13 protein-coding genes are annotated in these 12558 nt (G+C 65.0%); 4 read left to right on the top strand and 9 right to left on the bottom strand.

The annotated features are described in order from the left end of the window. The first annotated feature begins 11 nt into the window (after positions 1 to 11). Together trxA and MOM01_RS01215 are read left to right on the top strand one after the other, a co-directional pair. A complete protein-coding gene (gene trxA / locus MOM01_RS01220) occupies positions 12 to 347 on the top strand; it encodes a thioredoxin (protein ID WP_241383561.1) in 336 nt (111 codons plus the stop codon). Between the two features lie 130 nt (positions 348 to 477). Then, positions 478 to 1656, top strand: a complete 1179-nt coding sequence (locus MOM01_RS01215) for an N-acetylmuramoyl-L-alanine amidase (RefSeq protein ID WP_241383560.1) — start codon at positions 478 to 480, stop codon at positions 1654 to 1656. Between the two features lie 37 nt (positions 1657 to 1693). On the opposite strand, the gene MOM01_RS01210 is transcribed toward MOM01_RS01215, so the two are convergent. The 9 genes from MOM01_RS01210 to rpmH form a co-directional block, all read right to left on the bottom strand. Next, positions 1694 to 2386, bottom strand: coding sequence for a GNAT family N-acetyltransferase (locus MOM01_RS01210; RefSeq protein ID WP_241383559.1), 693 nt, complete (start codon positions 2384 to 2386; stop codon positions 1694 to 1696). A gap of 58 nt (positions 2387 to 2444) precedes the next feature. Then, positions 2445 to 3650: a ParB/RepB/Spo0J family partition protein gene (locus MOM01_RS01205; protein ID WP_241383558.1), complete on the bottom strand. Its 1206-nt coding sequence runs from the start codon at positions 3648 to 3650 to the stop codon at positions 2445 to 2447. Continuing rightward, complete coding sequence (locus tag MOM01_RS01200) at positions 3647 to 4618, bottom strand: ParA family protein (protein WP_241383557.1); 972 nt, start codon at positions 4616 to 4618, stop codon at positions 3647 to 3649. The genes MOM01_RS01205 and MOM01_RS01200 overlap by 4 nt, the downstream gene beginning before the upstream one ends. 628 nt (positions 4619 to 5246) lie before the next feature. Beyond that, positions 5247 to 5927, bottom strand: a complete 681-nt coding sequence (gene rsmG / locus MOM01_RS01195; protein ID WP_241383556.1) for a 16S rRNA (guanine(527)-N(7))-methyltransferase RsmG — start codon at positions 5925 to 5927, stop codon at positions 5247 to 5249. 112 nt (positions 5928 to 6039) lie between these two features. Next, positions 6040 to 6588, bottom strand: coding sequence for a Jag family protein (locus tag MOM01_RS01190; RefSeq protein ID WP_241383555.1), 549 nt, complete (start codon positions 6586 to 6588; stop codon positions 6040 to 6042). Between the two features lie 22 nt (positions 6589 to 6610). Continuing rightward, positions 6611 to 7708, bottom strand: coding sequence for a membrane protein insertase YidC (gene yidC / locus MOM01_RS01185; protein WP_241383554.1), 1098 nt, complete (start codon positions 7706 to 7708; stop codon positions 6611 to 6613). Positions 7709 to 7777: 69 nt separating this feature from the next. After that, positions 7778 to 8068 (bottom strand): membrane protein insertion efficiency factor YidD, encoded by a 291-nt coding sequence (gene yidD / locus MOM01_RS01180; RefSeq protein ID WP_241383553.1) that lies wholly within the window; start codon positions 8066 to 8068, stop codon positions 7778 to 7780. Then, a complete protein-coding gene (gene rnpA / locus MOM01_RS01175; protein WP_241383552.1) occupies positions 8065 to 8460 on the bottom strand; it encodes a ribonuclease P protein component in 396 nt (131 codons plus the stop codon). The genes yidD and rnpA overlap by 4 nt, the downstream gene beginning before the upstream one ends. 20 nt (positions 8461 to 8480) lie before the next feature. Continuing rightward, positions 8481 to 8624 carry a 50S ribosomal protein L34 gene (gene rpmH, locus MOM01_RS01170; protein WP_006550910.1) on the bottom strand — a complete coding sequence of 48 codons (144 nt, stop codon included), beginning with the start codon at positions 8622 to 8624 and terminating at the stop codon, positions 8481 to 8483. Between the two features lie 570 nt (positions 8625 to 9194). Here rpmH and dnaA point away from each other — a divergent pair. Both dnaA and dnaN read left to right on the top strand, forming a co-directional pair. Continuing rightward, positions 9195 to 10859, top strand: coding sequence for a chromosomal replication initiator protein DnaA (gene dnaA, locus MOM01_RS01165; protein WP_241383551.1), 1665 nt, complete (start codon positions 9195 to 9197; stop codon positions 10857 to 10859). Positions 10860 to 11356: 497 nt separating this feature from the next. Next, complete coding sequence (gene dnaN / locus MOM01_RS01160; RefSeq protein ID WP_241383550.1) at positions 11357 to 12541, top strand: DNA polymerase III subunit beta; 1185 nt, start codon at positions 11357 to 11359, stop codon at positions 12539 to 12541. The last annotated feature ends 17 nt before the right edge of the window (positions 12542 to 12558 follow it).

The following is a 12558-nucleotide window of genomic DNA, read 5'->3' as shown; positions in this document are numbered from 1 at the left end:
AGGAGACCTTCGTGGCCGACAAGAACTCCAACACCGTCACCATCACCGACTCGTCGTTCGTCGAGGACGTGCTCCAGTCCGACAAGCCTGTCCTCGTCGACTTCTGGGCGACCTGGTGCGGTCCGTGCAAGATGGTCGCTCCGGTCCTCGAGGAGATCGCGGCCGAGCACGGTGACAAGCTGACCGTCGCCAAGCTCGACATCGACGCCAATCCCTCGTCGGCACGCGACTATCAGGTCATGTCGATTCCCACGATGATCCTCTTCTCCGGCGGTAAGCCGACGAAGACGATCGTCGGCGCGAAGGGCAAGGCGGCGTTGCTTCGGGACCTCGCCGACGTCCTGTAGTACCGTCCCAGGATCAACTCTCGGATGTGCCCGTGAGTCCGTTCCACGGGCACATCCACATCCACCCCGTTCGATGCTGCCCAGCGCCCACGCCGGGCACCGATCCGGTCAGCACGGAAAGGCCCGATACATGCGCCCTCTTCGTCACGGCGACCACGGTCCCGCGATCGCCGAGATCCGGAGCACCCTGGCCGGTTTGGGTTTCCTGCACAATCAACCCGACGACTCGGGCGACTGGATGGGATCGGACGTCGTGTTCGACCGTGAACTCGACGGAGCGGTCCGCGCCTTCCAGCAGCAACGCGGCCTGCTGGTCGACGGGGTGGTGGGACCCGCGACCTATCGCTCCCTGAAGGAGGCGTCGTACCGGCTCGGTGCGCGCACCCTGATGTATCAGCTCTCCGCGCCGCTGTACGGAGACGACGTCGCGGCTCTGCAGACCCGTCTCCAGGATCTCGGCTTCTACGTCGACCGTGTGGACGGCTACTTCGGGCCGAAGACACACGAGGGCCTGTGTTCCTTCCAGCGTGAGATCGGACTTGCCTCCGACGGCATCTGCGGATCCGAAACGCTCCGTGCCCTCGAACTGCTCGGCACACGCGTGTCGGGCGGGTCGCCCCACGCGATCAGTGAGGAAGAGATCGTGCGGCGATCCGGTCCGCAGCTCAGCGGCAAGCGCATCGTCATCGATCCGGGTCGCGGCGGCAACGCTCATGGCATCATCGTCCCGAGTCCTCACGGCCCGATCTCCGAGGCCGACATCCTGTGGGATCTCGCGCGGCGCCTCGAAGGCCGGATGGCGGCGACGGGCATGGAGACCTTCCTGTCCCGGCCGTACCACGTGAACCCCACCGACATCGAACGCGCCGGCACCTCCAACGCGTTCGGCGCCGACCTGATGATCTCGTTGCGGTGCGACGCCAGCCGTAATCCTGCGGCGAGCGGCATCGCCAGCTTCCACTACGGCAATTCGCACGGCTCCGAATCGATGATCGGTCAGGTGCTGTCCGGCTACATCCAGCGCGAGATCGTGGCCCGCACGAGCCTGCAGGACTGCCGCAGCCACGGCCGCACGTGGGATCTGCTGCGCCTGACCAATATGCCCACGGTGCAGATCGATCTGGGTTATCTCACCAACGAGCACGACGCCGCACTGCTCGCCGATCCGCGCAGCCGCGACATCATCGCCGAGGCGATCCTCGTCGCGGTGAAGCGGCTGTATCTCCTCGGCCAGGACGATCAGCCCACCGGTACCTACACCTTCGCCGAACTGCTCGCCGAAGAGCTCTCGATCTCGGAGAGCCGCTGATCCGGTCCGGCTGCGGCACCGCCACATCCGAAGGCGGTCAGTGAGCGCCCACCGCCGAGCCGGCCGTCAGGTCCGCGACCGTGAGGGACGCCTCCTCGAGGAGCCTGTCGAGCGCCGCTTCCACAGCGACCTTCCATTCGTGGTCCCGGTCGAGTTCGAGACGAAGCCGCGGATAGCGATGGTGCGGCGCGACGACCTCGAACCCCATGTCCTCGAGGAAGTGGGCGTCGATCATGCATTCGCTGTCGGAACATCCGAGCGCAGCCGTCGCGAGAGGTACATCGCTCGGTGACGGTTCGCCGTCCTCGTTCCGGAGGCCGAATGCCTCGATCGCGCGCACGTTGCGCCGGACGAGGTCGGCGACGACCCCGCGGATGAGATCTGCTCCGACATCCAGGTCGGCCGCGTGCGGCTCGGTCCGCATCGACGTCAGCAGAATGGCGTCGGCGCTGACCGGTGCCGTCGGAAAGTCCCGGGCCCGGGGCACCATCCCCGGGGGAGCGTAGAGGGCGCACCCGGCCACCTTGTCGCCGACAGTCGCGATCTGGCCGCAGGAGCCCCATTCGAGAAGCACCATCGACAGCCATGCTTCCTTCTCGAACTCCGGATCGCAGAACCGCTGTACGTCGGACGTCGCCGCGGGGTCCATTTCCCAGAACACACACCGCCGGGCATGGGCGGGCAGCTGCTCGATCCCACTCAGGGTGAGTGGTGACACTCGAGTCGACACGGGATAGTTCGCCTCCACGTCTTTCGTCTACAGACTGTTGTCCTGCTCCGACGAGGAGTCAAGAGATCTCGGTCTGCGACTCCATCATCTTCACGATGCGTTCGAGGTCGTCGACCGAACCGAACTCCACCACGATCTTGCCCTTCCGTTTGCCCAAGCTCACGGTCACGCGGGTGTCGAACGAGTTCGACAGGCGTTCCGCGACGTCCTCGAGGCCGGGCATCCGAATAGGCTTCCGACGCTTCTGCTGAGGAGCATCCGGGGTGTCGCTGCGATTCGCGAGCACGACGGCTTCTTCCGTCGCACGCACGGACAGGCCCTCCGCGACGATGCGAGCGGCGAGTGCCTCCTGAGCATCCGCACCGGCTTCGAGCGCGAGCAGAGCACGCGCGTGACCGGCGGACAACACGCCTGCTGCCACACGCCGCTGGACGGCGACCGGGAGCTTGAGCAGGCGGATCATGTTGGTGATGACCGGGCGGGACCGTCCCAGTCGACTCGCGAGTTCCTCGTGGGTGACCTCGAACTCCTCGAGCAACTGCTGATAGGCCGCGGCTTCCTCCAGGGGGTTGAGTTGCACCCGGTGGATGTTCTCGAGCAGAGCATCGCGCAGCAGCGCCTGATCCTCGGTGTCGCGGACGATCGCGGGAATCGTCTCGAGACCGGCTTCCTGGACCGCGCGCCACCGACGCTCGCCCATGATGAGCTGGAAGCGATCGCCACCCTCGAGACGGCGGACGACGACGGGCTGCATGAGTCCGAACTCACGGATCGAATGCACGAGTTCGGCGAGCGCTTCCTCGTCGAACACCTGACGCGGTTGCTTCGGGTTCGGCTCGATCCGGTCTGTGGGGATCTCGAGATAGACCGCTCCGGTGGGGGAGGGGAGTGGGTCGCCCACCGTGGAGGCTCCGGCCGACTGGGCGGTGTCTGACGCAGGTTCCTTCACCGCAGGCTTTCCGTCGCCGATGATGACGTCGGCGGCTGCGCTACCCAGCCCGGACGACGGGAGGTTCAGAGCCGGGGAGCCCCCGCGGCGCGAAGCGGCCGGCTTCGTCGGTGCGGGGGCGACGGGCTGGGCCGATGCAGAGGCGGCAGCCTGGGCCGGTGCGGAGGACACCGGATCGGCCGAGGAGGCCGGTTTCTCCGGTGGATCGGCAGGGGAGGAAGCTGCCATCGGTTTCTTCTCCGCGCCCACCGGCGGACCGGTCGGGATCAGAGCTGCCAAACCTCGACCGAGCCCGCCTTTGCGTGTCGCGCTCATCCGTTCCCCTGATTCTCGTGTGCCCCGCGTGCCGCCAATTCCCGCCCGGCATCGAGGTAGCTCATAGCGCCGCGCGATCCAGGATCGTAGTCGAGAACTGTCATGCCGTAGCCGGGAGCTTCGGAAACCTTCACGCTGCGCGGGATGACGGAACGGAGCACCGCATCGCCGAAGTGTGCGCGAACCTCGGCAGCCACCTGATCGGCCAGTTTGGTACGCCCGTCGTACATCGTCAGGAGCACGGTCGAGACGTGCAGTTCGGGGTTGAGGTGCGACTGGACGAGCTCGATGTTGCGCAGGAGCTGGCCCACGCCTTCGAGCGCGTAGTACTCGCACTGGATCGGGATCAGGACTTCCCTGGCAGCGACGAGGGCGTTGACGGTGAGAAGGCCGAGGGAGGGCGGGCAGTCGATGATCACGTAGTCGAAGTCTCGATCTCCCAGAGCCTGCTTGGTGAGGGCGTTGCGCAGACGGTTCTCCCTCGCGACCATCGAGACGAGTTCGATCTCGGCACCCGCCAGATCGATCGTGGCGGGAATGCAGAACAGGCGTTCGTTGTGGGGGCTCTGTTGCACTGCCTCTGCCGCGCCGATCTCACCGAGGAGAATCTCGTAACTCGACGGCACACCGGAATGGTGGGGGACACCGAGCGCTGTGCTCGCGTTGCCCTGAGGGTCGAGATCGACGACGAGGACGGACAGTCCTTGCACGGCGAGCGCGGACGCGATGTTGACCGCCGTAGTGGTCTTACCTACCCCGCCCTTCTGGTTGGCAATCGTGAAGACGCGCCGTTCGCGAGGCTTCGGAAGCGCATTGGCCTCGCTGGGATGGAGAACCTGGGTGGCGCGATGAGCGGCGGCACCGATCGGCGTATCGATGGCGGAGAAACCGTCGAACGGCACGGGGGAGAAGTCATCTTCCACGCCTCCGGTTTCACGTGAAACAGCGGATTCAGATCCACCCGTCATAGAACACTCCTTACACGTAGATCCGCTCGGTTCGCACGCTACATCCTCGTCGCTTCCCGGCTGCGACTTCGGAGGCCGGGTCGAGGCGCCGACGCGAGAATGCGAACCTCGGGCCGGAGCCGTCCCGGGCATCCCAGCCGCGCGCACACATTCTCGGTTGGTTCAGTATTCCATCCACATTCTAAGTTCTGTCCACGACGTGGCCGGTCGACGTTTCACGTGAAACAGACGAGCGGTGTTTAACGTGAAACGTCGACGAGGCGCGGGTCCCCGTTTCACGTGAAACAGATGGGCAACAACTCGCAGGTAAGTCGAGAGCATCGCCCCAAACCGTTCCAGCACAACATGATTGGTTGCAGAATTATCCGAATATATTGGTGCAGTTGACATTACAAATGCGAATACCCTTTCGTCCGAAACATCACAGTGACGAAACTCCCTGGGGTCAATGGTTCGGATGAGAACACGACCGAAATGCCGGTTTCGGCCGTCTGGTGCTCGAGTACGTTCCTCGAGTCGATTCTCGACTCTCCCGCAGAACTCGTTCACTCCGGATAGAACAACACCCTCCCGCTCTCCGAGAGAGGGGAGGGTGCAGTGGCGAAGCCGGGGACTCGAGGCTTCCGCGTCACCGCTTCTTACGACGCCGGGCCGGCCGCGCAATTCGTTCGGCCTTCACCACGATGGTGGGCACCGGAAGAAGATCGCCTCCGCACTCGAGCACCTCGAGATTGCCGGCGCCCATCCGGGTGAGCTCGTCGCGGTCGCGGTCGATCTCCTCCTGTGCGGAAGAACCCTTCAGGGCCAGCATCCGGCCACCCTCGTGAACGAGGGGAAGCGACCACTTCGCGAGCTTGGCCAGGGGAGCGACAGCACGAGAGGTGACGACGTCGGCACCGCCCGCTTCCTGCAGCACGCTCGGCTGCTCTGCTCGGCCGCGGACGACGAGCACGTTCTCGATGCCGTTGGATTCGACGAACTCCGCCAGATACACGGTGCGGCGGAGCAGCGGCTCGACGAGAGTGACCTGGAGGTCGGGGCGAGCAAGAGCGAGGGGGATGCCGGGCAGCCCGGCACCGCTACCCACGTCGACGACCGTCTCACCCTCCTGAACGAGCTCCCCGATCACCGCGCAGTTGAGAATGTGCCGCTCCCACAAGCGCGGCACTTCGCGCGGTCCGATCAAACCTCGTTCGACCCCCGCAGTCGACAGCGAGTGGTGGTACCGCTCTGCGAGTTCGAGTCGATCCCCGAACACCTGCTGAGCGATCGCCGACAGTTCCGACTCGTGCTGTTCCACGTGAAACATCCTTTCCCGTCGGCTCACCCGAAGGCAATATCGGGGGCCGCAACCTGTTCATCCCGAAAAGGAAGGAGGGACTCCGACGACGCAGAGTCCCTCCGTGATCGGCACAGCCGACTCAGTCCTTGACGATCACCACACGCCGGTGAGGCTCCGCGCCCTCGCTCTCGCTGGAGACACCGTCGATCTTGGCCACGGCGTCGTGCACGATCTTGCGCTCGAAGGGTGTCATCGGCTCGAGTTCCTCGCGCTGTCCCGACTCGAGGACACGCTTCGCCGCCGTCGTACCCAGGGAGGAGAGCTCGGCCCGCTTGCCGGCGCGCCAGCCGGCGATATCCAGCATGAGCTTGCTGCGTTCACCCGTCGCCTGCTGTACCGCGAGGCGGGTGAGCTCCTGCAGCGCATCGAGAACCTCACCGTTACGACCCACGAGCTTGGTGAGATCCTTACCGCCGTCGATGCTCACGACCGCGCGGTCGCCCTCGACGTCGAGGTCGATGTCGCCGTCGAAATCGAGAACGTCGAGCAACTGCTCCAGATAGTCGCCGGCGATCTCACCTTCTTCGATGAGGTAGTCGTCGTCATCGAGATCGGCATCCGGCCGGGCATCGGACGCCTCGGGTGCCACAACGAGGTCGTCTTCCACCTTGTCCAGGTCACTGGCCATGTTCAGCTCTCTTCTACTTCGGTCAGCGCCGCTTGCGCTTGGAGTTCTTGGGGCGGCTCCCCGGCTTGGGAGCAGACGCACCGGACTTGGGAGCAGAGGAATCCTCGTTCGCCGAGTCCTTCTGCAACGACACCTCACCGGTCTCCTCGACCGCGCTGTTGTCGTCGGCCTCGGAAGCAGCGGTCGCCGCGGCGGCTGCGCCCTTCTTCTTGGACTTGTTCGGTCGAGCGCCCGGCTTCGGAGCGTTCTCATTCCGGCGGGCGAGAGCCGCGGCCTTCTTCTCCTCTTCCTCCTTGTCGATGCGGCGGAAGACGAGGTGCTGCTGCCCGTAGGTCCACACGTTGTTGCTCACCCAGTAGAGGATGATGGCGATCGGCAGGAACGGCCCGCCCACGAGCACACCGAGCGGGAAGACGTACAGCGCCAGCTTGTTCATGATCGCGGCCTGCGGATTCGCGGCTGCCTGAGCACTCTGACGGGCGACCGAGGCACGCGCGTTGAAGTGCGTGGCGATACCGGCGACGACCATCAACGGCACTGCCACCGCGGCGATCTCCCAGCGGGTCGGCAGATCACCGAACGGGGCGAAGGCTTCGAGCGACGCAGCCGGCTGCGTGATCCACGACGAGATCGGGGCGCCGAACAGACGAGCGCTGAGGAAGGACTCGACATCCTCCGGGCTGAAGGCATAGTTGCCTAGCTGCGCGTTCTCCTCCGGCGTCAGACCGAGCTGACCGAATCCGCTGCCGGTTCGGTTGAACGAACGCAGCACATGGAACAGACCGATGAACACCGGGACCTGCAGGAGGATGGGCAGACAGCCCATCAGGGGGTTGAAGCCGTGCTCCTTCTGGAGCTTCTGCATCTCCAGCGCCTGGCGTTGCCGGTCCTTGGCGTACTTCTTCTGGAGCGCCTTGATCTGCGGCTGCAGTTCCTGCATCTGGCGCGTGGTGCGGACCTGCTTGACGAACGGCTTGTAGAGGATCGCGCGCAGCGTGAACACGAGGAACACCACGGACAGCGCCCACGTCCAACCGCTGTCGGGTGCCAGCACGAACGAGAACAATTTGTGCCAGACCCACAGGATCCAGGACACGGGATAGTAGATGAAGTCGAGCACGGCTCTATGTACTCCTCTGGTCGTCCATGATCGCCACGAAGAGGCGTCTGTCTCGGGTCTCGGCTCCGGTCAGGTACCCACAGGGGACGACCGATGTTTCCGTTCGGGTACCGGATCCCACCCACCAGGGTGCCAGGGGCCACACTTGAGCAGTCTCACCGACGCCAGAGCCGAACCGATCACGACACCCCGTGTGCGCAAGGCCTCCACGGCGTACTCGCTGCAGGTGGGGGTGAATCGGCAGGTGGGCATCCGCGTCGGCGATACATAGGTGCGGTAGAGCTCGATACAGAAGATGAGGGCACGAGCAGGAGCGGACCGCACGGTCCGCCACCACGATCTCGGCTCCAGGTCGTTCATGGGTGAGTTCTTCCGGCCGAGACTGGAGCCGGGGAGTCGAGCACACCGAGCCTGGCGAGTCCGGATCTCACCTGCTTGTCGAGATCACGGGATTCCGCAGTGGCGGCACCCGGTAACGCACGCAGGACGATATCGGTATCGGCGGGAAGGTCGTCGACGAGCGCTGCACAGATATGACGAAGCCGGCGTGCGACTCGATGTCGAATCACCGCCGGCCCGACAGCCTTGCTCACGACGAGTCCGAAACGCGGACCGCCCACACTCACCAAGAAGTCCGATCGATCGCGTTCGAGAACGTGAACGACCAGATCCCGCCGTCCCTGACGACGCCCTCGGCGGACCGTGTCCGAGAAATCCGAGCGACGCCGCAGTCGATACGGCTCAGGTAACACCCCGAGCTCCCGTTAGGGAATCAGGCGGTGAGAGAAGCGCGGCCCTTACGGCGACGCGCCGAAACGATCGCGCGACCCGCACGGGTGCGCATCCGGAGACGGAAGCCGTGAACGCGCGCGCGGCGTCGGTTGTTCGGCTGGAACGTCCGCTTGCCCTTGGCCACGGTCGACACTCCTCGAAAATTCTGCGACGGCGGCGAGCACCGTCGACCCAACGTGTACGTGAATTCGCAGGACCCACTTGCTCAGGAGAGCAGGACAGACCCATCACCTCTGTATGAGTGACTGTTCGAGGCTACTCGGACGCGGGCGCGAAATCAAACCGCGAGCTCCACCGTCGCGCAACGCGACACGCCGCGAGATCGAGCGTAACCGGTCACCCCGAAGGTATGTGATCCGGAGCACTCCTCCGGTACTCTTTGGCCATGTCTTCGACGGAGCACCGCGACTACCAGTGCAGTCCCGCGTGTCGCTCCGCACGACGACGATGCGCCATCTGCCGTGCGATGCATTGACGGCCTACTGCACGACGCGTCACCGCGCAGGGTTCACGGACCACATGCTCGGATCGCGTCGCATCGTGTGCCACACTGATCCCCGCAGACCGCCCGGGACGAGACCCCCGTTGTGCGGATACACACCTCCCATCCCCATATCCACCGGGTGATTCCCCCGGTTGTCCACACCTGTGGATAATCGTGTGGACAACCGGTCGATCCGAGGGAGGAAGCTGCGTGAGCGACGAGCCGAACGCGCTGGCCGATGTGTGGGCGGACGTCGTATCCGAGCTGACCATCGACGAGGGAGGGCTGACGAAGAGCCAGAAGGCATGGCTCGCGTTGGTCAAACCGATCACACTCGCGCAGGGATTCGCCCTGCTCTCCGTACCGTCCACGCTGGCACAGCAATCGATCGAGCGCGATCTTCGCGAACCGATCCTCCGGACGCTCAACCGCCACCTGGGTCACCGGGTGGAAGGCCTCGGTGTGCGCGTGGAGCCCCGGGAGCGTGTGGATGATCCCGCCGAGGATCCCTACGCCGAACCCCGCGACACGCTGCCACTCGAAGGACTGCCGGTCGACGCGCAATCCCCGAGCCCGCGGTCCGGCGAGTCCCGCGGACGTGAACTGCGCCGCGACCCCGCGATCTCCCGGGACGGCGCCTTCCCACGCGACGCGTCGCTCGCCGGCGACGGTACGGGCCCGGTCCGCCGGCGCCTGATGCCCCCGCGCGACCACGACATGCTCGAGGTGGAGCACGGCGAACTCGAGGAGGTCGACGACGACCGGGAGGCGATGACCGCGGTACGCGAGTCGTGGCCCTCCTACTTCACACAACCGCCGCCACCCGAGACCCGGCCCATGGGCAGCAGCAGTCTCAATGCGAAGTACACCTTCGACACCTTCGTGATCGGAGCCTCGAACCGGTTCGCGCACGCGGCCGCGGTGGCGATCGCCGAAGCGCCGGCCCGTGCCTACAATCCCCTGTTCATCTGGGGTGCGTCCGGGCTGGGGAAGACCCATCTGCTCCATGCTGCGGGCCACTATGCCCAGAGACTCTTCCCCGGCATGCGGGTGAAGTACGTCTCGACCGAAGAGTTCACGAACGACTTCATCAACAGCCTCCGCGACGACCGTAAGGTCGCGTTCAAGCGGCGTTACCGCGAGACGGACATCCTCCTCGTCGACGACATCCAGTTCATCGAGGGCAAGGAAGGCATCCAGGAGGAGTTCTTCCACACGTTCAACACCCTCCACAACGCCAACAAGCAGATCGTCGTCTCGTCCGACCGGCCGCCCAAGCAGCTCGCGACGCTCGAGGAACGACTGCGGACCCGTTTCGAGTGGGGGCTCATCACCGACGTCCAGCCGCCGGAACTCGAGACCCGCATCGCCATCCTGTCCAAGAAGGCCCGGATGGACGGGCTCAACGTCCCGCACGACGTGCTCGAGCTCATCGCCAGCCGCATCGAACGGAACATCCGCGAACTCGAGGGTGCCCTGATCCGTGTGACGGCCTTCGCCTCGCTCAACCGCCAGCCGCTCGATCTCACCCTCGCCGAGGTGGTGCTGCGTGATCTCATGCCGGACTCCTCGGCTCTCGAGATCAACGCCGCCACGATCATGGCGGTGACGGCGGAGTACTTCGGAACCTCCATCGACGACCTGTGCGGACCCGGCAAGGCGCGTCCACTCGCGCAGGCCCGCCAGATCTCGATGTATCTGTGCCGTGAGCTCACCGACCTCTCGCTCCCGAAGATCGGGCAGACATTCGGCCGCGATCACACCACAGTCATGTACGCGGACAAGAAGATTCGCAAAGAGATGACCGAGCGCCGCAAGGTCTACGACCAGGTGCAGGAGCTCACCGCGCGCATCAAGCAGCGGTCCAAACGCTGATCTCCGGCCTCGAGAATCCATCCACAGGGAGCGTCCACAGGGCGCTCCCTGTCCCGTATTCCGAGAAATTTTCGACCCTCACACCTGTGGACAAGGGTGTGCAGAACGTGGGATCTTTGTGGACGAAAGGTGGACAGAGTTCGAACAGTCTCGAGGAATCCACATTCCTCCTCGAGAACTCCTCGAGTCCATCCTCGAGTTGGTCCCCCTCGAGAACCTCGCCTCACCAGCCTAGACGCTCGTTCGTCCACAGATTCCACAGGCCCTATTACTACTTCTGTGAGTTCTCTTCGGAAATCTTCTTTCAAAACAGGTGTGTGGAGAGCTTCGGTCCACAGGCCCTCGAGTGAGGCTCACGCCTCGAGCCTCCCGGCTTCCCAAGCAGCGAGGGAAGGCATAACGTGGATTCGCATCCCCCGGCTCCGACTCATCGGTGTCGGGGTTCTGTGACAGACTTCGTAGACTTGTCGAGACCGATCGAAGGGATCCACCGGGCGATGGAGCTGGGAAGTATGAAGTTTCGTGTGGCTCGCGAGGACTTCGCCGACTCCGTTGCGTGGGTTGCCCGAAGCCTCCCCTCGCGACCTCCCGTTCCCGTCCTGGGCGGTGTCCTCCTCGGAGCCGAGGAGCAGGGACTGACCGTCTCGGGATTCGACTACGAGGTGTCCGCGCAGGTCCACGTCGCGGCCGAGGTCATCACCCCGGGGCAGGTGCTCGTGTCGGGCAGGCTGCTCGCCGACATCACCCGCGCTCTTCCCCACAAGCCTGTGGATGTCGTGCTCGACGGCACCCGGGTACTCATCACGTGCGGTAGCGCGAAGTTCTCGCTCCCCACCATGCCGGTGGAGGACTATCCCCAGCTTCCCGAACTGCCGCAGCAGACCGGTTCGTTGCCCGGCGATCTCTTCGCCGAGGCGATCAGCCAGGTCGCCGTCGCTGCCGGGAAGGACGACACGCTGCCGATGCTCACGGGCATCCGTGTCGAGATCGAGGGCACCGACATGGTGCTCGCCGCCACCGACCGGTTCCGGCTCGCGGTTCGCAAACTCGAGTGGATGCCCACCTCGGAAACCACCAGTTCGGCCGTGCTCGTTCCCGCGAAGACCCTCTCCGAGGCAGCGAAAACTGTTGGGGGATCTTCGAACTCGCCGGTTCAGCTCGCTCTCGGCAGCGGTTCCTCCGTGGGGGCGGAAGGACTGCTCGGCATCGTCTCCGAAGGGCGCCGGACCACCACACGCCTGCTCGACGCCGAATTCCCCAAGTTCCGTCAGCTGCTCCCCAACGAGCACACCGCGATGGCGACGGTCGAGATCGCGCCCCTCGTGGACGCGATCAAGCGCGTCGCGCTCGTCGCCGAACGGGGTGCACAGGTCCGACTCGAGTTCACCGAGGGCAGCGTGATGTTGTCGGCCGGTGGCGACGACGCGGGCCGTGCCGAGGAATCCCATCCCGCGGAATTCTTCGGTGAACCGCTGATCATCGCGTTCAACCCCGGTTACCTGCTCGACGGATTGACCTCGCTGCACACCGACAAGGTCTCGTTCGGATTCACCACCTCGAGTCGGCCCGCGGTGCTGCGTCCCGCCCTCGACGAGGAGCCCGTGCCGGATTCCTCGGGTACCTTCGCGGCTCCGGACAGCGACTACACCTACCTGCTGATGCCGGTGCGCCTGCCGGGCTGACCGGCCCCGAGACTGGA

It is taken from the genome of Rhodococcus sp. CH91, assembly GCF_022554085.1.
GTDB lineage: Bacteria > Actinomycetota > Actinomycetes > Mycobacteriales > Mycobacteriaceae > Rhodococcus.
The sequence above is the reverse complement of the archived record's forward strand: the minus strand, read 5'-3'. Positions and strand labels throughout refer to the sequence as shown.

Bases quoted from the DNA above. Each gene is read 5' to 3' on its own strand.
- rsmG (WP_241383556.1), bottom strand. From the start codon at position 5,927: ATGTTTCACGTGGAACAGCACGAGTCGGAACTGTCGGCGATCGCTCAG.
- yidD (WP_241383553.1), bottom strand. From the start codon at position 8,068: ATGAACGACCTGGAGCCGAGATCGTGGTGGCGGACCGTGCGGTCCGCT.
- MOM01_RS01200 (WP_241383557.1), bottom strand. From the start codon at position 4,618: ATGACGGGTGGATCTGAATCCGCTGTTTCACGTGAAACCGGAGGCGTG.
- MOM01_RS01215 (WP_241383560.1), top strand. From the start codon at position 478: ATGCGCCCTCTTCGTCACGGCGACCACGGTCCCGCGATCGCCGAGATC.
- MOM01_RS01190 (WP_241383555.1), bottom strand. From the start codon at position 6,588: ATGGCCAGTGACCTGGACAAGGTGGAAGACGACCTCGTTGTGGCACCC.
- MOM01_RS01205 (WP_241383558.1), bottom strand. From the start codon at position 3,650: ATGAGCGCGACACGCAAAGGCGGGCTCGGTCGAGGTTTGGCAGCTCTG.
- dnaN (WP_241383550.1), top strand. From the start codon at position 11,357: ATGGAGCTGGGAAGTATGAAGTTTCGTGTGGCTCGCGAGGACTTCGCC.